Source organism: Planktothricoides raciborskii GIHE-MW2, from assembly GCF_040564635.1.
Taxonomy (GTDB): Bacteria; Cyanobacteriota; Cyanobacteriia; order Cyanobacteriales; family Laspinemataceae; genus Planktothricoides; species Planktothricoides raciborskii.
In genome coordinates, this window is record NZ_CP159837.1 from 3,775,668 (window position 1) to 3,798,753 (window position 23,086).

Below are 23,086 nucleotides of genomic sequence, written 5' to 3' on the forward strand. Positions count from 1 at the left end.
GATCGCGGATGGCTATTTGAGCAAGCCAGATTCATAAACTTCAGTCAGTGATACCAAGTAAATAACTGGGGTAATTTTGTTTGCTAAAACAGCATATTTATAAAATTAATCAAACATGGCGATTTTCCTTTTTTTATAAATCAGCAAAAAATGAGTTAAAAAATTATTAAAAGGTCATTTATTTTTGTTAATCTGTTTTTTTATCACCATTATTTTTCCAATTGCTGAGAAAATAATGGTTTTAGCCATGACTAATTTGAGTTTGATAGCTGGGGTATATATCGGACTTCACGAGTTCGGGAATCAATGGATTAATCATCGGATGAATTATCGGATAAGTGTAAGGAGCATGAGAGTAGGTGGAGATATTGGTAGCTTTCTCTACATAAAAAGAACATCCAATCAAGTCACCATGTACGGGGACAAAAAGCAATTGACAAAATTCCCCTCGTGTTGTCGATGCACGGTAATGCCTACAATGTTGGCAAGAAAAAGTCTCAATATTCCTGGAATTCATCAAACATCTCCTGACTAATGACACTATTTGAGTCTGTCTATTCTTTCCAGTTTTGAGTGCGATCGCCGTTCGACTTTACCTGTGATCTAAAGCAAGAGGGTTTCGTGATAGCGATCGCCCATAACTGCACAACAGCATTCACCAGAGCAATACAGCCTCACCACGGATTAGTCAGGATACTTTGACATTTGGCTCGATCGCGGTGGGGAATCCTCTTTTTTTGGCGAAAAAAATACCTTATAGTCAATCACCTTTGTCAATCGATTTCAATTTCTATCATAATCATCGTAGGTTAAGACCAGATTGTAGGTGATTAAAAAATCAATTATAAAATATGGACTCGTTGCCCAAAGACACAGGGAGTGACAAGGCTGAAAAAAATCAGTGCGATCGCGCCGAGTGCCGTCAACTCCTGAGATAATGATTCTCTTATTTGTCAAGAATTTTGTAGAGGAGCGAAAAATGCGACTATCTCAAATGCTGTTTGTCACCCTGCGGGAAGACCCAGCGGAAGCGGAAATTCCCAGCCATAAACTTTTGGTGCGGGCGGGTTATATCCGCCGCATTGCCGCTGGGGTCTATGCCTATTTACCCTTCATGTGGCGCGTCCTCAAGAAGGTTTCTCAAATTGTTCGGGAAGAAATGGATGCTACCGGCGCCCAGGAATGTTTGCTGCCCCAAATGCAACCGGCCCAATTGTGGCAAGAGTCAGGACGGTGGGATACTTACACCAAAACTGAGGGGATTATGTTTGCCCTGACTGACCGACAAGAACGGGAAATGGGACTGGGGCCAACCCATGAAGAGGTGATTACCGCGATCGCCCGCGATACGATTCGGTCTTATCGGCAATTGCCCTTACATTTATATCAAATTCAAACCAAATTTCGGGATGAAATTCGGCCTCGGTTTGGCTTGATGCGGGGCAGAGAATTTATTATGAAAGATGGCTATTCTTTCCATGCCTCAGAAGAAAGTCTGAAAAAAACTTATCAGGATATGGATCGGGCTTATAGAAATATGATTCGCCGTTGTGGTCTAGATTTTACCGCTGTGGAAGCAGACTCAGGGGCGATCGGTGGGACTGGTAGCCAAGAATTTATGGTACTCGCAGAAGCCGGAGAAGATGAGGTACTTTATACCGCTGATGGTAAATATGCCGCCAACGTAGAAAAAGCCGTTTCTTTCCCCCCTGATGCGGAAAATTCGTCATTTACTCAGTATGAAAAACGGGAAACTCCGGGTACAGATACTATTGAAACTTTGAGCAAGTTTCTCCAATGTTCGCCAACTCAAATTGTTAAAAATGTGCTTTACCAAGCGGTGTATGACAGTGGCATGACGGTGCTGGTATTAGTAAGCATTCGTGGCGATCAAGATGTGAATGAGGTGAAGTTAACCAATGAGTTAACTAAGTTAGCCAGTCAATATCAAGGCAAAACTCTTATTTCCTTGACCGTTCCTGATGTCGATGCCCAGCAAAAATGGGCGGCGAAACCTTTACCATTGGGTTATATTGCCCCGGATTTGGCCGATGATTATATTGCTAAGAATAAACAGGTTGCGCCTCAGTTTTTGCGCTTAGTTGATCGAACCGCCATAGACCTGCAAAATTTTGTCACCGGGGCGAATGAATCCGGTTATCATCTGGTTGGGGCAAACTGGGGCAGCGAATTTTCTTTACCGAAAATTCAGGTGGATATTCGCAAGGCAAAAGCAGGCGATCGCGCCAAGCATGACCCAAATCAAAGCCTACAAACGGCGCGGGGAATTGAAGTAGGTCATATCTTCCAATTGGGGATTAAATATTCTCAAGCAATGGGGGCAACTTATACCGATGAATCCGGAGAAGAAAAACCCTTAATTATGGGTTGTTATGGCGTCGGAGTTTCTCGCCTTGCCCAGTCAGCGGTGGAACAATCTTATGATAAAGATGGGATAATTTGGCCAGTGGCGATCGCGCCTTATCATGCCATCATCACCATTCCTAATATTAACGATGCCGAACAAGTAGAAGTCGCGGAAAAACTTTATAGCGATTTAAATGCCGCTGGAGTGGAAACCTTATTAGATGACCGCAGTGAACGGGCTGGAGTAAAATTTAAAGATGCGGATTTAATCGGCATTCCCTATCGAATTGTTCCCGGACGTTCCTTGAAAAACGGTAAATTAGAAGTGGTCAAACGGGCTACCCATGAATCTCAAGAAATCCCCATTGAGCAAGTCGTAACCACCATTAAACAATGGGTTAATGCGGCATTATCGGTGTAAATTAAAGCCATCAATTAGTCACAATAAAACCGGTTTTTTATAAATAAAATCCGGTTTTGTTTTTATTAACATATATTGATCAAAAATTTTTTTTAATTAAAAAATACCAGAAATTGAATATTTCAATATTCCGTGGATCTGAGGTGCCTAAACTGATTAAATTCTGGGAACAGAAACATCAGAAGATGATGGCGATCGCCTCCATTGCTGTAGGTTCCTTTATAATAAAGCCTGGATTTGGTGAGGTTGGGCATCACCCCCAAGGAGGCTTCCCATTTATACTCGTCCTTTAGCTCGTTTAATCGAACAACTGCAACGGTTGCCAGGAATTGGGCCAAAAAGCGCCCAAAGACTTGCTTTGCATATCCTGAAGCGACCGGAAACTGAGGTACAAGCCCTGGCGATCGCCTTGATGGAGGCGAAAAAACAGGTGGGGCTGTGCCAAGAATGCTTTCATCTTTCTGCGGAGCCGATTTGTGAAATTTGTTCTAATCCCAATCGCGATCAAAATATTCTTTGTGTGGTGGCGGATTCGCGAGATTTGATTGCTTTGGAAAAAACCCGGGAATATCGCGGCAAGTATCATGTTTTGGGTGGGGTGATTTCGCCAATGGATGCGATAGGGCCGGAACAATTGACGATTCAACCCCTGGTTCGTCGTGTCAGTCAGCAAAATATTCAAGAAGTGATTTTAGCCATTAGTCCCAGTGTGGAAGGCGAAACCACTACTTTATATGTGGGGCAACTGCTGAAACCCTTTACCAAAGTGACTCGAATTGCTTTCGGTTTGCCAATGGGCGGCGATTTGGAATATGCCGATGAAGTAACCCTGGCAAGGGCTTTAGAAGGACGACGAGAATTAGATTAGTTGTTGGTTGTTGGTTATTTGTTATTCTGGCAGAGGGGCGGAGGAGCGGAGGAGCGGAGGGGCTAAAAACAACAAACAACTTTCCCACAACCCCCCAAACCCGATGGCCGTCAAACGCCATCGGGCAACAAACAACTTTCCAACAAATAACAAATAACCAAATCGTACAATTAACTTGAGAAAAAAAATGAATGCAAATATTTATGCGATCGCGCCTCTAATCATACCGGGGATGATTCAGCTTCCGAGCAATTGGTTAGTGTTGCTGCCTTCCTATTTAGTGGTTTTTTGCGCGGTGTTGGTGATTTTGACCGCAATTGCCATATTGTTGCGCGTGATAGTTTATCAAAATTTGACCCTGATTGCTCATCAAGTCCGACGACTAATTCACCAGGAAAGCTTACGGAAAAAACCGCAGATTGTTGAAAAAATTGAATATAGATTACAACAATCTTTAACCAACTTAGATCGACTTAATACTACGGCTTTAGTGGATCAAGTTTATAGCCAACAATTATCAAAAAATCAACAGTTAGATTATTTTTGCCGGTTATTGCCCAATTTGTTGTTAGCTTTTGGTCTGCTGGGAACATTTTTGGGGATTACGATGAACCTGAGTGATTTAAGTCAGACGATTAATGAATTTGGCAGTAACAGTATTGATGATTTGGTGCAGCAAGTGCAAAGACCATTGCAAGGGATGGGCGTGGCTTTTATTAGTAGTTTAACGGCGGTTTCTTGTAGTGTTATGTTGACCTTGGTGAATTTATTGCGGAATACTAATGTAGCCCGATATCAACTGTTAAGTGCCTTAGAAGATTATGTGGATAATGTTTATATTCCCAGTTTAGGGCATAAAAGCCCAATGGAGCGATCGGTCGATCGCCTAGAAGAGTTCTTTCAGCGATTTACCCACGAGTTTGGCATTTCTGTTAGACAAGCGGTTGAGCAATCTTTGGGGGAAAAAGTAACCGCAATTATGGACGGAAATCGAGAAGCAAATCATTTGGCTAATCAAGTTTATACCCGCTTTTTAGAGTCCGCTGGGGCGATGAAATCTGGGGCAATGATTTTCCGGGAGTCAGCGAATATTTTTGAACGGAGTCAGTTTGCTCATAAATTAGCCAGTTCTATGGAAAGTTTGGTGACGACTCAGCGGGAATTATCGCGGTCTGCGGGGGTGTTGAATCAATCCACTCAATCGATTCAAATGGCGATCGCGGCTTTACAAAGTTCTAATGCGGAAATGGTGCGGTTAAGTGAACAAATTAATTTAAGCACCAAACAGTCTTCAGAAGTGCTGGGAATGACTCAAGCGAATCAATATTCTCTGGGAGATGTGGTGAACCAACTTCAGCAAGCAAGCCATATTTTCCACTCCGTAATTAGAACTTTGGATTTACTGCAAAAACGCTTAGACAATCGTTCTGATCGCTTAATTAATGTCCATGCGGAATTGTCAAAATTAATTGAAGTGGTGCAGGATTATACGGAAGATGTCACGGTGAATTTGCAAGCAATTGGCGATCGCCTAGTGGTGGCAATTAATGAAAATAGCACCTTTGCTACCTCCCAAAAACAAGAAGTCACTACCAAAATTTATCAACTGGGGAGTGATTTAAATATGGTGAAATCCCACCTGGGGGAATTAGTCAAAAATTTAGAAAATCATCCCCAAACAGATGATAGTGAATCAACTCGGATTAGTTATCCACCAGAAGCTTAGTATGGAATTGTAAGCATTCATAGGGGCGAAAAGTATTTCGCCCCACCGAACCGATCTTTTTTCAACCAAGAAGATTTGGTGAATTAGAATAGTAGAATAGAGGGAAATGATTATGAGTTTGCGATATTATGAGTTTGCGATCGCGTCGTCAAGAAGCCTTAGAAGATTTTGATGTTTGGCCAGCCTTTACGGACTTAATGTCAAATTCTTTTATGATTTTGAGCTTTATTCTGTTGCTGGCAATTATTAAACCCCTGGTTTCAATTAATAGTCTGCGAGCCACAGAAGAACAATTAAGAAGTGAAAACCGGCAACTGCAACAACAAATAGAAAATGCCCGGGCAGAAGTAGCCAGGAATCAGGCTCAAATTCGTTTTTTTAACAATGAAATTCGCCAACTTGAAGCCAGTGTCACTCAGCAACGACAACGGGCTGAAAATGCCGAAAGACAAGTGAGGAATTTTGCCGATCAAGCCCGAACATTACAAACCCAGTTAGACGAAGAAACCCAGCGACCCAAAGCCCCGCCGATTATCGTGATTCAAGAAACTGGTTCTTATCAATTTCAGTCCGGTAGTGCGGCATTACCTGAGCCATTAACCCGCTATATTCGGCAACAGTTAGTCCCCCAAATTGAGACTAATGCCGCACAATATCAAATTGATGTGGTGGAGATTATTGGTCATACCGATGGTCAGGTGAATCAAGGGGGAGTGAGTAATTTAGATCAAGTGCTAGAAAATGTGGCCAAGGGGAATAACTCTTTAAATCAGTTATCTCCCGGTTCTAATGCGGATTTAGGTTTAATGAGAGCCTTAGCCGTGGTGAAAATTTTACAGGAAATTCAACAAAAAGAAGGGCGGCTAAAAGGGTTACAGTTTCGTCCATATTCGGCGGCGCAATTAGTTACTCCTAGCGGCGATTTCGCCGAAACGAATCGCAATCCTGATGGAAAACGGCGGCGAATTGAAATTAGATTTACCCGCTTGGGTCAGGTGACAAATGTGGAGTAAAACAATTAGAAGTGGTGGCTAAAAAAATGGGCGATCGCTCCCATATGATTTAATCTGATCTAATCTAACAATGCCTTCGCCATTTTCATGCATTGCCTTGAAAATGGCGAAGGTATTGATCTAAGTTAAAGCATATTTCAAAAATCCCACCCAGACCCGATCGCCCTCCAGATAGAGCCGATCGCCCAGTCCTGGCAAGTAATCGCCCGTTACTTGGGCGATCGCACCCCCTATTCCCTAAATTTAGCCTGCCTGAATTTAGCCTGCCTGAATTTAGCCTGATTGATGATTTTGATGGCAAAATCGCAGTACAACTAAACTAAGTGCAATCAAAAATCTAACACTTCATGCAACAGTAAACCAGGAGGGCAATCAAAGTGTCACTTAGAATTTTAAGTTTAGATGGTGGGGGAATTCGGGGGGTTTTAGCCGCCCAAATGCTGTTGAGCCTAGAAAAACGCTTAGGGAAACCACTGAACCAATATTTTGATTTAATCAGCGGCACTTCTACCGGGTCAATGTTAGCTGCCGCCATTGCTATGGAAATTCCGGCGGAAAATATTGTTGATTTCTACCGACAAAAAGGCAAAATCGTCTTTCCTTATACGGATGGTTTAGATGTCAAGCGACTACCCGTGATGCTGGAATATGGATTTTTAGGGCCGAAATTTTCTAATCGCGGCTTGAAAACTGTCCTCCAAGATCTCTTCGGAGACAAAAAACTCGCAGATGTAAGTAAATGCAAGTTGTTGATTACCAGTTATGACACCTTGGAACGAGAACCGATTATATTTAAAAGTTGGGACTCTAAATTTGCTCAAACACCATTGTGGGAGGCTTGCATTTGTTCGGCTTCAGCCCCCACTTTTTTCCCGGCTCATAAATTAGAGCGAGAATATCATGGGACAGTGGTCAGCGCCACAGAAACCACAATTATTCTCGATCAAATGGCCGCAACCGATCATAATGATTACCGAAATATGGAGATGACGATTACCAACGGCAAAGGCAAGAATCAGCGACGGATGATTAAGCAATATAACGGGGAAAAACGAGAGGCAATTGTTAATGAACCTTGGCAAGAAATTCCCGATCGCACTTCGACTTATCAATTATACAAACAATACTGTGCGATCGATGGCGGTTTAGCGGCTAATAATCCCACCGCTTGCGGAGTGGCTGCCGGAATTCGACTCGGTTATAGCCTCAATAATTTGCACGTTCTGTCTATTGGCACAGGGGATCCGACCCGAAAAATTCCTTGGGAAGCGGCGAGAAAATGGGGAGCATTTCAATGGATTAAAGGTGGTTTAGTGATCAAGGTAATGACCGATGCTCCCTCGGATATTTACGATTATATTACAGAGCAAATTATTGGGGATAATTCTCGTTATATTCGCCTACAATTTCCCTTAGATCGACAATTAACCGCTAAAAGATTAAGCGATGATATGGATGACGCCAGTGAGGAAAATATTAACAATTTAATTGAAGCGGCAGATGTTTATATCAATCTGCCAGAAAATCAGAAAATTTTAAAGCAGTTTTTTGCCCAGTTCGAGCCGGATTTGGGGGAGTTTTCTGGCACCCAAACCTGATAACAATGATTAAAAAAAGCTAAAAAAATCAAAAAGAATAACAACCAGGAATGAGTCAAGGCGATCGGGCTTTCTCATTCTTGGCCACTCAAGGATAAGTAACTATTCCGATCAATTTGATAGAATTGAATTGCCGTCAATATTTTATGAAAATTTTCGGTAAATTTTTTACGGCAAAAATTACAGCTTACAGTTATATTTACCGAGCTAGGTAAAGAATCAAGAGTATCTAAATAAAAGTTTACTATAATTCTCGGAATATCTTGGCATAATTGAGATATCAACCATAAAAACTGTGTTTTAGTTTTTTATCGTTAATTAAATCTGATTGATGGAGATAATCATGCTGAACTTATCTGGCTATCAGGAGACAAAACTTCTCTACAGTGGAAACCGTACCCTAGTCTATCGAGCGATTCAAGTCCAGACTCTCCAAGCTGTTATTATCAAAGTGTTGCGAAACTCCCACCCCAACTTTAATGAGTTGGTTCCTTTCCGCAATCAATAAGTTGTTCCAAGCAGGCGATCGCTATGTAGGGGTGAAGCATTACGAGAGTCAATCTTTCATTAGCACCGATGAATCAATTGCTGGAATGCGCGGGCCACTACATGGCCGTAAAATATTGCTTTTTGCACGATCGCATTCAGCAAGCGGCTTATTCCCTAATTCCCGAAAATTTGAAACAAAGCACCCATCTAAAAATTGGCCAACAATTACCTCGATAAACTGGCCGAATCAGATCCACAAAAACGAATTTTTGAACAGGTCAAACAGTTAAATTACGGCCAACATTTAATTACAGAACCGCAGCAAAAAATTCACCTAGCCAAACTCAACTGCCGGAGAAAAAGCCAAAAATGCCACGGCTTATCAAGCAGCGGCAATCTATTTAGGGGTGGGAATGCAATTACTAGGCAATCATGGGATTTTGAGTATATTTTAACCAAAAATATTTATACCTTAGCCACGGAGGTAGCTTATCTCAATGGAGATTTTGCCGATATGGAAATCTTGGCTCGGTTAATGTTACGCCACGGCAAAAACTGGATCAAATTCCCGTTTATGAAACTCTCATTGTTGCCCATATTGTGCAAAAAAAACAACTTTTAGCGGTGAAAACAGCTTTATCAGTGTTGCAAAAGTTAGGGATTTCACTGCCGGAACAACCGACCACCGCAGACTTTACTCAAGAACCCAAAGCAGTTAATCAAAATTTACAAGGTTGCCCCATTGAAAATTTGGTCAATCTGCCTTTAATCAGCGATCGCAACATGGCTGCGGAAATGCGAATTTTGGCCAGCATTTTTTCCGCATTTACTCCCGTTAATTGCCTTTAAAATAGTCAAATCTATTCAATATGGAAATGCCCCAGATTCGGCGTTTGGTTATAGTCTTCATGGCTTAATTATTTATGGAGTTTTAGGCGACATTGAATCAGGATATGCTTATGGTCAAGTAGCCCTGTCTTTACTACAACGGGGTCAAGCCAAGGGTTATCAGGCTTCCGAGAAATTTTTGCCACATTTATTCAACATTGGCAAGAACCTTTACACGCCACCTTGCCCCTATTAATGCAAAGCTATCAAGATGGATTAGAAGAAGGAGATTTAGAATTTTCCGGCTATTCTCTCTCCAATTATGCCTATCATTCTCTATGGTTAGGCAAAAATCTGAAAGATTTATCCCAAGAAATAGCCAATCATAACCAAGCTTTAGCAAAAATCAACCAAAATGTTGCCCAAACTCACCACAAAATTCACTGGCAAACTCTGCTGAATTTACTCGGAGAAGCCGAAAATCCGCAAATTCTGGTTGGCCGAGTTTATGATACCACGGCAATGGTTGGCATGAAGAAAAAAGTGATTTTACCGGACTGGCTTTTTTATTCCTTTGCCAGATGTTTCTCTGTTATCTCTTTGAAGATATGCCAACCGTTGCCCAGCACTTAGCAACCGTGAATCAATATTTGGGGGCATTAATTGGTTCTAGTTGTATTGGGGTTTTTCATTTTTATGATTCTTTGGTGCAATTAGCCAATTTTGATGGGGAATTAACCGCTACAGCTAATGAAATTTTAGACCGAGTGAACGCCCATCAAGAAGAAATCGCGAAATGGGCTAACTCTGCCCCAATGAATTATCAGCATAAGTTTGATTTGGTAGCCGAATAAAAATATCGGCTGTTGGGAGAAATCCTCAAGTCGATTCAGAAAATTCTCAATAAAAATTTATAGTCATTTCAATTGTGCTTGAGACAATTGAAATGACTATAATAGACAAGAAGGCAAAATTCGTTCAAAGCCCCCCGAAAATCCGCCATCGGTTGGGAGGTTCGATCTGTTATGCAAGCAAGAGGTCTAATAACTGGGCGATCGAATGAGTTGACAATTTTCTGGGTTAAACTATTTTAAATTAGCCAAATTTTGCTGAAACCTAGCCAATAAATTAGCTAAAAATTCTATTTCATACTGAGCCATCATCATCTCTTTTGATGGTTCAGGATTTTGGATGACAATCATCTGTCCTACTTTGATTTCATAGTCTTTTAAAGTAGCGAATGCTTGCTCGCTAAATCGCGTTAAATAGTCTTGGGCGGCATGATTGTAAGCTTCTATCAGTTGAGCGTGATAAGCTTCATTAGATAGGTTTGATTTTGAGGAATTTGCGGGTGATTTAGTTAAAATATAAGTAGCACCACCGGCAACCGCTGCCCCCACTGGACCGCCCAATAACCAACCTAATCCAGTGGCGATCGCTGTTGGTAAACTACTCCGAGATTTTTGTCCTGATGGTTTGATAGAATCAGGAGGGGCAGGTAATAAAACCTGGGGCGGTTCGGGAAAAGAAATGTCAATTTCCCCCGGATGATTGATGGGAAAAAATTCACTGGCTTTCTTCACCCATTCCATAATTCCGGTTTGATATTTGCCAATTTCTGCTTGAAATTGTTCGGTTCGCCAAGTGTCAAATTTAGTGGTTTCTAAAGCTTTGGCTAGGTCGTTTTGATAGCGGTCTAATAATTTGGGTAAATATAGCCAACTTTGAAAATCTGATAAGGCAGCTTCGATTCCTTGTTTAATCAGTTTTTCGGCTTTTTGTTGAATGGCAATTTTTTGCTGTTGTTTTTCTTGGGCAGTTGCTAATGATTGTAATGCCTCGGATTTTTTTGCTTTTAAAACTTCGCATATTTGATGCGCGATCGCCTCTATTCTAGATAAGGGTACAGTGTTTTTTTCTTGTTGGGCAGTGACAATCATTTGTAGGGCTGATTCAAACATAGATAAGCCACTGGTTTGCGCCGCAGCCACATCACCTTTGAGTTTAGCACGCAATGCGGGCAAGGCATCAACCCGATATAAATTACTCACTCCATCCGGCAAATCTGCCCGAAAACTTTCTGCCACAAACCGCATCCGGTTAGATACTTCTTTTTGCTCTTCGGGTTCTAGTAAATTGAGAAAATTAACCACAAATACTACCGTGTTAATCCCCCGATCTAATAGCCAATCTCGGAGATTTTCTCGTTCTCCCAAGGTCATCAGTTTCCGCCCATCTAAAAGCTGAATAATTAAATCTGCCCCTAAGAGGCGATCGCGCACTAAATTATCTTGGGCTTCCTGGTCATTAGTGCCTGGTAAATCCAGAAATTCTACCCCAGTTTTCAAGAACGGATGGGGACAATAGACTTCTACGGATGCCACATCATCGCGCATTCTTCTGGCATCAGAAAGAATGGCATAATCCTGGAGAATTTTAGTCCCCGGTTCGCGAATTTCTTGGCCATTAGTTAAAGTAATTTTAGTGGATAACTCTTGACCGTATTTTACCAGAATCGCCGCCCCAGTGGTGGGAATTAAATCAATGGGCAGAGTCTTTTCTCCCAGTAACGCATTCAGTAGGGTAGATTTGCCATAATTAAATGGCCCAAACACCGCAATTCTAAAAGCGGGATTTTCCAGAAACTCACCAAGGGCGATCGCATCTTTTCGCAGTTGGGCATATTGCTGCTTATCTAATAGACCAATGGCCGATTGCAGGGTATGAATAAAATCCTGATTAATTTGCTGCTGTTTGATCATAATTATTCAATTCAATATCCAAATTATCAAAAATATAATTTTTTCTTAGGGTGCGTTAGGCGGTCAAAAGGTTTCATATTTATTACCCTATATTACGATCCGCCGTAACGCACCGAATATCTGAATTTGTGTACGATATTAGCTGTAGGGGCAATCCCCCCGTGGTTGCCCCTGCATTAATAGGACTTACGCACTAACCCTATATATAGGGGCAACCACCCTTCGACCCCCTTCGGCCCCCTTCGGCAGGTTCAGGACAGGCTTCGACAACGCTCAGGGCTCAGGACAGGCTTCGACCTCGCTCAGCTCAGGGTTCAGGGGCAACCACGGGGGGATTGCCCCTACAAAACCCTAAATATCAGCACCGTGCGTAAGTCGTAATTAAAACTAATGGCTACCCCAAAATCAAGAAACCGCTACCAAAAACTCCTGATAAACTGTCTCAATATCCTGTGACTCTGAAGCTACGGTAGCCTCCAAGGTTTTCAACCGGGCTAATTCCGCCTCGCGATTAATTTCATAAGCTTCTTTTTGTTTCAGCAAATTATCTAACTCAGCTTTCCGAGATTGAATATCATCATTCACTCGTTCACTCACTTCGCGATCGTAAGTTTCAAAACATTCTTTAATCGCATTATAAACCGGCTGCCATTGCTGTTGCGCCACTTCTGGGAGATATTTGACTAACTCTTTTTTCGTCGCTTTGACTAATTCTTTCCGGGCTTGATCTGCTTGGAAAACTCCCACACCCAAAGCCAACATTCCCAAACCCACAGGGCCGAGAACCATCCCCGTTGCCGCAGTAATTAAAGCCCCAATTCCCGCCACCGTAATTAAATTTAATAAGATATTTTGCCAGTCAAAACCAGCCCCAGCCATTGCCACTCCTGCCAAATTTCCCCGCGCTAAAGAAAACAAACCCATCGCCCATTTTGCCCAAGCAGGAGATTTATCTTCGGTGGTAGAACCGATCGCCGCTTTCACTTTTTGTCCGGTCAGTTTTTCCGAGATTTTATCGGTGACATTAGTATAATCTGTCCCGTACTTAGACGCACTCATGGATAACTGTAAAAAAGCCGCGTCCATCTCTTTTTCTACGCTACGAGTCCAAGCGGCTAATTTATCGGTGACATATTGCTCAAAAGCTTTGGCTAACTGTTGTTCAAAGGCTGAACGTTTCCCCGCACTCAAGAAATCCAGAAACCGTAAATCTGGCTGATAGCGGAGAAAATCCGTTTCAAAAGTATCCCCCAATCCGAGAATATAATCCCGGAAAGAATTAGCAATACTGCTGGCTTTTCGATCGCGCATGGTTCTAATCTCATTCTGGAAGCGATCGCGAATCTGATTTAGTTGCTCAAACTCCGGTTCTACGGAGCTAATTTTCTCTTTTAATGCCTGGACATTTTCATTTAACAAAGGAATCCGCCGCTGGATGGCTTCCCGGACATAACTATTGGTTTGTCGGGCTAAAGTGCGGGCTTGACGAAATTCTGCGATCGCTCGTTCTTTAGTTAAAAAAGTATTCAGCGCCCCCAAAAACGGGGAAAATCCTGTTCCTTCCAACGAGGCATCAGGATTTTTAATCCGGCGTCGAAGTGCCTGAATTGAAGACAGTTCAAACACCCGCTCATCATAAATACTTTGTCCTTCTAGCTGACAATATTCCGCCAAATTTGCGTGAAAAACCCGCCGGAGTCTATCCTCTGCTGCCGCCAATTCTTCCGCATCATCTGGGTCAATCAAACTTTCTTTCACTTGGTCCCAAGCATTGATTAAAAAGAAGACCGTTAACCCTCGGTCTTTAATATAGTTTTCTAAATAGCGGCGTTCGCCCAAAGTGCAAGGTTGTGACGCTCGCAAAACAAATAAAATCGCATGGCAATTATTAATATAACCCAGGGAAAGTTCGTTACGCGCTTCCGTATCATTCAGCCCCGGACTATCCACAATTTCCACCCCTTTTTGTAGCAACGGTAAGGGATATTCTACTACCGCATAATCTACATTAGGAAAAGCTTGCTTTTTCTCAGCTTCTAATCGTTTTGCCTCCGCTGGATCGATGGTATAGCGCTGTTTAAAGCTTTTAAAATCGATAGTTTCTGGGGCTGTGTTATCATTAAAATAAACGGTGACTTTTTTTTCAGATCCATAACGCAATACGGTTAATAACGCCGTGCAAGGATTCACATCACTGGGCAGTAAATTTTCCCCAATTAGGGCATTTAAAAATGTACTTTTTCCCCGTTTCATATCCCCTAACACCAGCAGTCTAAAAACCCCTTGACTTAAGTTTTTACTGGCTTTGGTCAAATCACCGATTTCTCGTTCCAACCCTAAACGCCCGGATTTTGTATCACTTTCGGTTTCTGAACGGGTTAAAGTAGCGGCTATTTCTGCCAAAGAATCAGCGATCGCCCCACGGACTTTAGCCACCTTATCCAAATCATTGATAAACTTGTTGCTTTCAATTTGATAACTCATAGGAATTGTGTTCTAAACATCACCAACACAGCACATTTGAGGTCTGAAATCCAATCTAGCATAAAATTAGCTGAGATCGCCGGGGTTCAGAAACCGGGTTTCTTTAGATCATCTCTGTCACTCAACCAACACTCTCATAGAAACCCGGTTTCTTTCCTGGGGGCAAACAGGCGATCGCGCATGGTGAGAGAACCGGGTTTCTTGAGATCATCTCTGTAACTCAACCAAAACTTTCATAGAAACCCGGTTTCTTTCCTAGGGGCAAACAGGCGATCGCGCTTATGTTTAGGTCAACCCAGTAGGGTGCGTTAGGTGGGAAAAATCTGGGGAAATATTCGTTAATTTATTTGTCCACCGTAACGCACCATTAATTTTTGGCATGATCTTCAACGATAAGAAAACCGAGAGAATGCGACGCTAACCTGAAAAAATAGATTCCCGCCTTCGCGGGAATGACAAGTATTGCTGACTGGTTCTGACAAGTATTGCTGACTGGTTCTGACAAGTATTGCTGACTGGTTCTGACAAGTATTGTTTACTAATCCCGATTTCTGGCGGTTAAGGTTTCAATGCTATAATGTATCTAGACGGTTTGGATTCGGTTGTTTATATCCATCGATATCACCATGAAAAGTATTGATATTAACCAAGCATTACCGCAAATATCTGATCTTTTGGATATGGCTTTTTCCGGTGAAGAGATTATTATTACGAATCAGAATCAGCAAAAGATTAAAATTTCTGCTATTTCTGTAAACTCTCAGCGTCCACCTTTGTTTGGCAGCGATCGCGATCGCATTTTCATCGCCGATGATTTTGATGAACCTCTCGATGATTTTCAGGAATATATGTAATGCGCTTTATTTTCGAGATTAGAAACCGGGTTTCTTTTCTAAAATTTCGGGTTAATTGCCAAAATTGTCCCAGAAACCCGGTTTCTTGTTGGCGATCGCGCTTAGGTTGAGAAACCGGGTTTCTTTAGATCATCTCTGTGACTCAACCAAAACTTTCATAGAAACCCGGTTTCTTTCCTGGGGGCAAACAGGCGATCGCGCTTATGTTGAGTTGAGAAACCGGGTTTCTTTAGATCATCTCTGTGACTCAACCAAAACTTTCATAGAAACCCGGTTTCTTTCTTGGGGGCAAACAGGCGATCGCGCTTAGGTTGAGAAACCGGGTTTCTTTAGATCATCTCTGTGACTCAACCAAAACTTTCATAGAAACCCGGTTTCTTTCCTGGGGACAAACGGGCGATCGCGCTTATGTTGAGAAACCGGGTTTCTTTAGATAATCTCTGTGACGCAACCAACATTGTCATAGAAACCCGGTTTCTTTCCTGGGGACAAACAGGCGATCGCGCTTAGGTTCAGAAACCGGGTTTCTTTAGATCATCTCTGTCACTCAACCAAGAAACCGGGTTTCTTTAAGAAACCCGGTTTCTGACCCGGTTTCTTTCCTGGGGGCAAACAGGCGATCGCGCTTAGGTTGAGAAACCGGGTTTCTTGAGATCATCTCTGTGACTCAACCAAAACTTTCATAGAAACCCGGTTTCTTTCCTGGGGATCGATCGATTGTCATGGTTCGCCCCTAAAAATTTTAGCTTTTTTTAACTTTTTCGGCTTTTCATTTTTGCGTAAGTGGGTTAATATACTTGTCAAGCCAGATAAATGATTATTCGGTTATGGCGATCGCTCTTCAAACAGCGTAAAGCCTAAGATCCAAAACGCTGTACGGTTGTGAGTATCGACAGCTAGTTATTTTCCATAAACTAAATAGTTAAATCGCCAAGTCTGTGACGAATGTGAGTTTCGCGGGACTGGGGAAGGTGGCTAAAGAACCGAGTTTTTCCAGGGATATTACTTCGGTAAATTTGCTTTGCCAAAAAACCCGGTTTCTGAATACCTCCAGCTTTTTATGTTTGTCAATCAGTAGCTTGGTGAGGAATTGAGATTATGAAATCGCTGACAAGTGATGCTGAATTGTTGAATGTTCAAGTGTCAGATGCGCTGCAAGATGTTGAGAATTCCCTGAAAAGTTTTGCCACCGAAGGGGATTATGATGCCAAAATGCAAGGGATATTTGGCGATCGCCTGGATGGGGAAAAAGCACGAGTTTTGGCAGCATCTTGGGTCGCTGGAGATTTTAGCGCTTTTCCGGCGATCGAGGTTCGGGACTCCGCTGAGATTAATGGCGCATGGGGGGCTTTTGCCCAAGCTACGGGCAAGATTTATCTGTCGCGGGAGTTGGTGAACGCGGGAGATGTAGGGGCGATCGGCTCTGTTCTCCTAGAGGAATATGGACATTATATAGATGCACAGGTGAATTATGAAGATGCACTAGGGGATGAGGGGGCACTTTTTGCCGCTTGGGTTGAAGGTCAGCCATTGAATGAGTCGGACATCTTGACCCTGAAAGCTGAAGATGATTCGGCGGTGGTGGTTTTGGATGGGCAAGAGGTGAGTATTGAGCAAAATATCTATAAACCTGGGACTAACGAAGATGACGTAATGTCAGGAACAGATGAAGCTGAGACGTTTGACACTGGAGAGGGAAATGATATCGTCTATGCTGGTGGTGGTGATGATAGTATATGGACTGGACCGGGGAACGATACAATCTATTGTGGAGATGGGAATGATAAAGTAATTAATGGAACTTCAGGCAAGAAAACTTTGTTTGGCGAAAATGGCGATGATTTACTGGAGGCTCTGCAGGAGGGTGGCTACCTGGATGGTGGACCTGGAAATGACGTATTAAGAGGCAACATAGGCAATGATACTCTCATCGGTGGCGATGGCTTTAATGTTTATGCGGGTGGAACTGGTGATGACATTTATACTGTAGATACAAATTCTAACGGCGGACGTATATGGGAAGAAGACGGTGGCAATGATACTTTAATCCTTGAGGGCGGCGGTACAATTTCATTAGCGCCCATACAAAACGGAATCATGGGATTGGGGCGACACTTTACCACATTACATATAGATTTAAACCAAGATGGGATTTCTGATTCTGGGGGGTATGGGATAAATTTAGAGATAGCAGGTTTTTTTTCAAGTGACGAGGCAACAATCTGTGAGCCTGGTATTGGTTTCATTGAAACAGTAGGGAATGTTTCTGGTCAGCAGATTTTGGATTATTTTTGCCAGAAAAAAAACACTCCCACCATATCGATTTCTCCTCCCATTACTAAAACCAAAGAAGGCGATCCACCATTATCGTTTGAAATCAAGTTGACAGAAGCCAGCGATCAAATAGTAACAGTCAACTACAGGACAGAAGATGGTACTTCGACTAACCCTAGATTCAATGCGAAGCAGGGTGAAGACTACAACTTTGCTAGTGGTCAGGTTGTTTTTACCCCAGGAACAACTAGCCAAAAAATAAGCGTTGCTACCAAGTACGACAAAGAGCCAGAGAGTCCAGGAGGAGAAGAATTCTACATAAAACTTGAACCAACCAATGCAAAACTTCCCTCGCCAGATTATCACGCGACTGTTTATATCTCTGATGGGGCAGACCAAAATAGACTCACAGACGAAGAAAAAAAATCATACAATAAAAGTGCTTTTTGGTTGGCACAGGGAGGAAATGGTTGTCTGGTATTATCTGAAATACTATTCAAAACTCCCGGAATGCAATATGAAGCAATAGGTTTCCGGATAATTGGATGGGCTCTTCTGTCAGCCAGTTTCTACTACGGTAAGTTAGCACTAGACCCCCCCGATCCCAATTTCACAACGATCGCCGAACCAATTACCCCTTCTCTATCTCAACAACCATTTACCGCCAGTGATTTGGGCAGCCAACAACTCGCCGATGCTGCTAATGCAATGATAGCGAATCAAACCCAATGGATTGGTGTTGCTCAAGCCTTACAAACATCCCTCGATCGCGCTGATGGTGCCGTTGCTGCTGGGGATGAAGCTTGGCAAAAACAACAAGAACAAGCCGCGCAAAAATATACCCTAGCACTAGGAGCATTAACAGACCCTCAACCTCAACTGTTTGCTGACTTCTTCAATGCCTATCAAGCTGCTGGACTTCCGGCCATAAATCTTACGGTTAGCGATGTAATTGATTATCAAAATCAGCTTCGCGCCAACGGTTTATCCCCCGAAATGTTACAAACCCTGACGGAACTCGGTGCCGATAGCGTCACCCAACAAGAGATTCTGCAAAATCTTTTAACCATCGATCCCAATCAAGTCGTCTCTATGGGTGGAGGTGTTTTCCCCAATGCCCTAATAGATAACTCCTTCAGAGATTCTATCATTGCCAGCGCCGCCGCATTCGACCAAGGAATCATCGGCGCAGGTTTCACTGACGGAGTTGTTGCTATCACCATACCCACCCCTAACGTCACTAGCAATGGTCTTGCCACCGGACTACCGCCAAATGCCAACATTCCCGACACCAATCTAATCACCCTCACCGATGGCCCTGATACTGCCCTTCCCACCGTAGCAGCCGGTCAACAAATTCTCGGCTTATCCGGTCAAGATAACCTCACTGGCACCACCGCCGCCGATCAGATTAACGGCAACCAAGGAACAGATACCATCAACGGTTCTAATGGCGATGACACTTTATGGGGTGGCAAAGGTTCAGATCAGATTGATGGTGGCGCGGACAATGATTTAATCTATGGCAACAAAGATAACGACATTCTCAATGGTGGAGACGGTAACGACACCCTGCATGGTGGGCAACGCCGGGATATTTTAACCGGAGGTGCCGGTGACGATATCCTCGCGGGAGAAATCGGTCAAGACATTCTCACAGGTGACGCGGGAAATGATACTTTTATCCTAGCCGGAGGAGAAGCAGCAGCCCTGAGTTTGCCACAGGCTGATGTAATTATGGACTTTACCCTAGGGGATAAAATTGGTCTGGCTGGTGGTTTGGCTTTTGCTGACCTGACCTTAGAAACGATTAGCCTAAGTTTGAATAGTGCCGCCGCAATTACCGCCACTGCCTTGAAAGTCGGTGAGAATTATTTAGGGATTGTTGCTGGTATTGCTCCGGCTACTTTGACCGCTGATGTTTTTGTCGGTGTGTAGAATAAATCAGAAACCGGGTTTCTTAACCAAGATTTTGGTTGTAGGGGCGAAGATTGTCACAGAAACCCGGTTTCTAGGTTATCTGCTTAGACTCAGAAACCGGGTTTCTTCTGTGAATGCCACAGATAACTGTGATATGCCGAAAAGAAACCCGGTTTCTAGGTTATCTGCTTAGACTCAGAAACCGGGTTTCTTCTGTGGATGCCACAGATAACTGTGATATGCGGATGCATAAACCCGGTTTCTCCGGTTAAAAGCCCAAGAGGAAGCCCCTCACAGGGCTTCCCGAAGTGAGTTGTGAAACGAGTTAGGGATTTTACCTGGCCCGGAGAGGATAAGGGGTTTTTTGCTCTTGCTTTCTTCGCTACTCCGGGCCAGGTAGTCCCAGGTATCGTTTGGGCTTGTTGGATGTGTTTCCGACCCCAAAAACCTGAATTATTCTTAATGACTATATATTATTATTTTATTGGCAATTTGTCAAGTATTTTTAGATAAAATTTAAGTTTTACCGCCAATTATATGTCAATCTTTGGTGCGTTACGGCTATTAATGCTACTAAAATATGAACCACTAAGGCACAAAGGACACGAAGAAAAGATTCCTTTGTGCTCTTTGTGTCTTTGTGGTGAAATTCCCAAGAAAATTTAAACTACTAAACTACTAAACAGGAGATGAGAGTAAATCTTGGTAAGCCGATTCGATAGTTTTTAGCTGGGAAAGTACCTCCCCATCCAACATTTTCAGGCGGCTTAATTCCTGAGCATAATCAATCTCTTGGGATTGCTTTTGTGCCACCAAGTTGTCAAGTTCCCCTTGACGAGATTTAATATCCGCATTCAGCCGCTTGCTGACTTCGCGATCGTAGTCATTAAAACATTGCTCAACTACATCATAAATCGATTGCCATTGAGATTGGGCTAATTCTGGAAGGGATTTAATAAACTCTTTCTTGGTAGCTTTGATAAATTCTTTCCGGGCTTCATCTGCTTGTAAAGCCCCCACTCCTAAACCTAATAAAGGAATGCCGATTAAACCAATGGAAGCGAGGGGGCCGGCAAACAATAATAAAAAGGTACTAATGCCAATTACCGCCACATAATTGACCAGAATATTTTTCCAATCAAATCCAGCACTAGCCATCACTACCCCAGCCACATTTCCCGTGGTTAAGGAGAAAAAACCCATTGCCCAACTCGCCCAAGATGGCGCATCTTCTTCTAATTCAGTGTTAATTCCCCGGTGAATTTTTTGCCCGGTTAATTTCTCGTTAATCAGTTGAGTGACTTGAGTATAATTCGCCCCATATTTGGCAGCACTTTGGCTCAGTTGGGCAAAAGCATCAGCAATTTGTTTTTCGGCAATCAGTTCCCATTCGGCGATTTTTTCATTCAAATAACGCTCAAAAGCTTGCTGGAATTCCGCATTAAACTGTTCTCGTTTGCCCTTTTGCAGAGAATCTAAAAAACCGAGATTTGGCTGATACCGGACAAAATCCAATTCAAAAGTCTTGCCTAAATCTAAAATATAGGTGCGAAAAGAATCGGCCACTTTTTTGGCTTGCCGATCGCGCATTTCCCCAATTTCTTCCTGGAAGCGATCGCGAATATCCGTCAACATTTCAAACTCTGGGGACACCGACGCAATTCGATTTTTCAACTCTTGCAAATCTTCCCCTAACAAAGGAATTCGACGGGCGATCGCATCATGGCAATGGTTATAACTTTGACGGGCTAAAGTTCGCGCTTGGCGAAGTTCTGCCACCGCTCTTTCTTGAGTCAAAAACGTATTCAAAGCCGCCATAAAACCAGGAAACCCCGTTCCTTCTAGGCTATCTTCTGGGTGTTTTAAGCGGCGGCGCAAAGCATTAAGAGAACATAGCTCAAAGACTCGTTCATCATAAACATTTGCCCCATTAATTTGACAATATTCTGCCAGATTAGTTTGGAAAAATTGCCGCAGTTTTGCCTCTGCCTCCGCCAATTCTGCCCCATCATCTATATCAACCAGACCCAGGCGAATTTCATCCCAACCATTAATCAGGAAAAACACATTTAACCCGCGATCTTTGATATAATTATCTAAATAGCGCCGCTCATTCAACGTCAAAGGTTGCGAAGCCCGTAACACAAACAAAATAGCTTGACTATTATGCACATAATTTAACGATAACTCGTTGCGGGCTTCCGTATCATTCAGACCGGGACTATCCACAATTTCCACCCCTTTTTCTAAAAGAGGTAAAGGATACTCGACTACCGCATAGTTAACATTAGGAAATGCGGCCTGATTTTCTCTTTCCAGCTTTTTCCCTTCATCGGGGTCGATAGTATATTTTTGCTTGAAAGTATTAAAATCGATAGTTTCTGGCAGTTTGCCTTCCTTAAAATAAACCGTAACTTTTTTTTCTAGGCCATAACGTAACACCGTCAGCAATGCCGTACAAGGATTCACATCACTGGGTAATAAATTTTCCCCAATCAGCGCATTCAGTAACGTACTTTTACCCCGTTTCATATCGCCCAAAACCAGCAGTCTAAATACTCCTGATTTTAGATTTTGGCTGGCTAATTTCAGGTCATCAATATCCGCGTCTAGTCCGAATTTTCCTGAGTGAGTTTCGGCAACTTCTTCTGACTTAGACAAAATTTCAGCCATTGTTCCCAGATAGTCCGCCACATTCGAGCGGATACTGGCAACTCGATCTAAGTTATTAATTAATCTGGTACTTTCCATCATGGTAATGATTCCGAGTAACTATTATAGAGGTTATTATCGGGATTACAGAGTTTTTCTGGATTCCCGCGCGGGAATGACAGGTTTTTTTGTAATTCATAACTCTGAGAAGTGCTGTATTATTTGACATTCACATCATCAGAGTCAAAGAAAATTTTGTAGGAAAACCAAGCAATTCCCCCAACAATAATAAATCCAGCAATCCATGCGCCTAGCTGAATTGCGGCAATTCCGATTACCACGACTCCGACAAATTTACCAATTTTAATTGCTTGTCTAGTCCATCGTTTCAGCTTATTTTCTGGCGGTGTATCTGGCACAGTTTTATAAAGAGGCGGTTCTTTTTGGTAGAGTTCATGCTCTAATTCCCTCAGTCGAATCGCCCGTTCGCGCTCTTCGATTTCTTTTTGTTTTGCCTCTAAGTCTTTTTCTGGGTTGTTAGAATTATTCATTTGATTTCACCCCTTCTATCTGGAAAAATTAATTCATTCAGATTGAATTAATTCATCTCTATTCCAATTATTGATTAAGCGAAAGTTTAATTGGTTTAGCCACATCTTTTATTATATTACCATATTTAATTCAGTTAACAATTCTTGATGATGGCGAAGAAACCCGGTTTCTGCGTTAACTTTGGCCAAATTACAAAGATTTTATTAAGAAACCCGGTTTCTGAAAGCCCCAAAAAAACCATCTGCTATAAGGCCAAATCACAAAAATTTAAGAAAAAA

At 42.5% G+C, this 23,086-nt stretch carries 18 protein-coding genes; 13 read left to right on the forward strand and 5 right to left on the reverse strand.

Annotated features, from left to right (window positions below; translation table 11 throughout):
- Positions 1–241: 241 nt before the first annotated feature.
- Positions 242–517, reverse strand: coding sequence for a hypothetical protein (locus ABWT76_RS15980; RefSeq protein ID WP_354634626.1), 276 nt, complete (start codon positions 515–517; stop codon positions 242–244).
- A gap of 462 nt (positions 518–979) precedes the next feature.
- Between ABWT76_RS15980 and proS the strand changes: the two genes are divergently transcribed.
- From proS to ABWT76_RS16030, 10 genes are all read left to right on the forward strand, one after another.
- Positions 980–2,788 carry a proline--tRNA ligase gene (proS, locus tag ABWT76_RS15985; RefSeq protein WP_354634627.1) on the forward strand — a complete coding sequence of 603 codons (1,809 nt, stop codon included), beginning with the start codon at positions 980–982 and terminating at the stop codon, positions 2,786–2,788.
- Positions 2,789–3,062: 274 nt separating this feature from the next.
- Entirely contained in the window at positions 3,063–3,656 is a 594-nt protein-coding gene (gene recR / locus ABWT76_RS15990) for a recombination mediator RecR (protein ID WP_072160613.1), read from the forward strand.
- A 187-nt stretch (positions 3,657–3,843) separates the two neighbouring features.
- On the forward strand, positions 3,844–5,382 hold the full coding sequence (locus ABWT76_RS15995; RefSeq protein WP_054464443.1) for a hypothetical protein: 1,539 nt from the start codon (positions 3,844–3,846) through the stop codon (positions 5,380–5,382).
- A gap of 128 nt (positions 5,383–5,510) precedes the next feature.
- The gene (locus ABWT76_RS16000) at positions 5,511–6,395 is read left to right on the forward strand and encodes a hypothetical protein (protein WP_054464444.1); all 885 of its coding nucleotides are present in this window, start codon (positions 5,511–5,513) and stop codon (positions 6,393–6,395) included.
- A 377-nt stretch (positions 6,396–6,772) separates the two neighbouring features.
- A complete protein-coding gene (locus ABWT76_RS16005; protein ID WP_072160614.1) occupies positions 6,773–7,993 on the forward strand; it encodes a patatin-like phospholipase family protein in 1,221 nt (406 codons plus the stop codon).
- 343 nt (positions 7,994–8,336) lie between these two features.
- Complete coding sequence (locus ABWT76_RS16010; RefSeq protein WP_156331467.1) at positions 8,337–8,501, forward strand: hypothetical protein; 165 nt, start codon at positions 8,337–8,339, stop codon at positions 8,499–8,501.
- Between the two features lie 195 nt (positions 8,502–8,696).
- Positions 8,697–9,104: a hypothetical protein gene (locus ABWT76_RS16015; RefSeq protein WP_354634628.1), complete on the forward strand. Its 408-nt coding sequence runs from the start codon at positions 8,697–8,699 to the stop codon at positions 9,102–9,104.
- Entirely contained in the window at positions 9,083–9,331 is a 249-nt protein-coding gene (locus ABWT76_RS16020; protein ID WP_354634629.1) for a hypothetical protein, read from the forward strand. Before ABWT76_RS16015 ends, ABWT76_RS16020 begins: the two co-directional genes overlap by 22 nt.
- 234 nt (positions 9,332–9,565) lie before the next feature.
- Positions 9,566–9,943: a hypothetical protein gene (locus ABWT76_RS16025; protein WP_354634630.1), complete on the forward strand. Its 378-nt coding sequence runs from the start codon at positions 9,566–9,568 to the stop codon at positions 9,941–9,943.
- Positions 9,919–10,164: a hypothetical protein gene (locus ABWT76_RS16030; protein ID WP_354634631.1), complete on the forward strand. Its 246-nt coding sequence runs from the start codon at positions 9,919–9,921 to the stop codon at positions 10,162–10,164. Before ABWT76_RS16025 ends, ABWT76_RS16030 begins: the two co-directional genes overlap by 25 nt.
- A gap of 231 nt (positions 10,165–10,395) precedes the next feature.
- Here the strand turns inward: ABWT76_RS16030 and ABWT76_RS16035 are convergent, their stop codons facing one another.
- Together ABWT76_RS16035 and ABWT76_RS16040 are read right to left on the reverse strand one after the other, a co-directional pair.
- The gene (locus ABWT76_RS16035) at positions 10,396–12,072 is read right to left on the reverse strand and encodes a dynamin family protein (protein WP_354634632.1); all 1,677 of its coding nucleotides are present in this window, start codon (positions 12,070–12,072) and stop codon (positions 10,396–10,398) included.
- A 405-nt stretch (positions 12,073–12,477) separates the two neighbouring features.
- Positions 12,478–14,556: a dynamin family protein gene (locus ABWT76_RS16040; RefSeq protein ID WP_354634633.1), complete on the reverse strand. Its 2,079-nt coding sequence runs from the start codon at positions 14,554–14,556 to the stop codon at positions 12,478–12,480.
- Between the two features lie 626 nt (positions 14,557–15,182).
- Here ABWT76_RS16040 and ABWT76_RS16045 point away from each other — a divergent pair.
- The 3 genes from ABWT76_RS16045 (at position 15,183) to ABWT76_RS16055 (ending at position 19,622) form a co-directional block, all read left to right on the forward strand.
- On the forward strand, positions 15,183–15,410 hold the full coding sequence (locus ABWT76_RS16045; RefSeq protein WP_054464450.1) for a type II toxin-antitoxin system Phd/YefM family antitoxin: 228 nt from the start codon (positions 15,183–15,185) through the stop codon (positions 15,408–15,410).
- Positions 15,411–15,474: 64 nt separating this feature from the next.
- A complete protein-coding gene (locus ABWT76_RS16050; protein ID WP_231636550.1) occupies positions 15,475–15,720 on the forward strand; it encodes a hypothetical protein in 246 nt (81 codons plus the stop codon).
- A 788-nt stretch (positions 15,721–16,508) separates the two neighbouring features.
- Positions 16,509–19,622, forward strand: coding sequence for a Calx-beta domain-containing protein (locus tag ABWT76_RS16055; protein ID WP_354634635.1), 3,114 nt, complete (start codon positions 16,509–16,511; stop codon positions 19,620–19,622).
- 660 nt (positions 19,623–20,282) lie between these two features.
- On the opposite strand, the gene ABWT76_RS16060 is transcribed toward ABWT76_RS16055, so the two are convergent.
- Both ABWT76_RS16060 and ABWT76_RS16065 read right to left on the reverse strand, forming a co-directional pair.
- The gene (locus tag ABWT76_RS16060) at positions 20,283–22,358 is read right to left on the reverse strand and encodes a dynamin family protein (RefSeq protein WP_354634636.1); all 2,076 of its coding nucleotides are present in this window, start codon (positions 22,356–22,358) and stop codon (positions 20,283–20,285) included.
- A gap of 116 nt (positions 22,359–22,474) precedes the next feature.
- The gene (locus tag ABWT76_RS16065) at positions 22,475–22,807 is read right to left on the reverse strand and encodes a DUF3040 domain-containing protein (protein ID WP_354634637.1); all 333 of its coding nucleotides are present in this window, start codon (positions 22,805–22,807) and stop codon (positions 22,475–22,477) included.
- Positions 22,808–23,086: the final 279 nt, after the last annotated feature.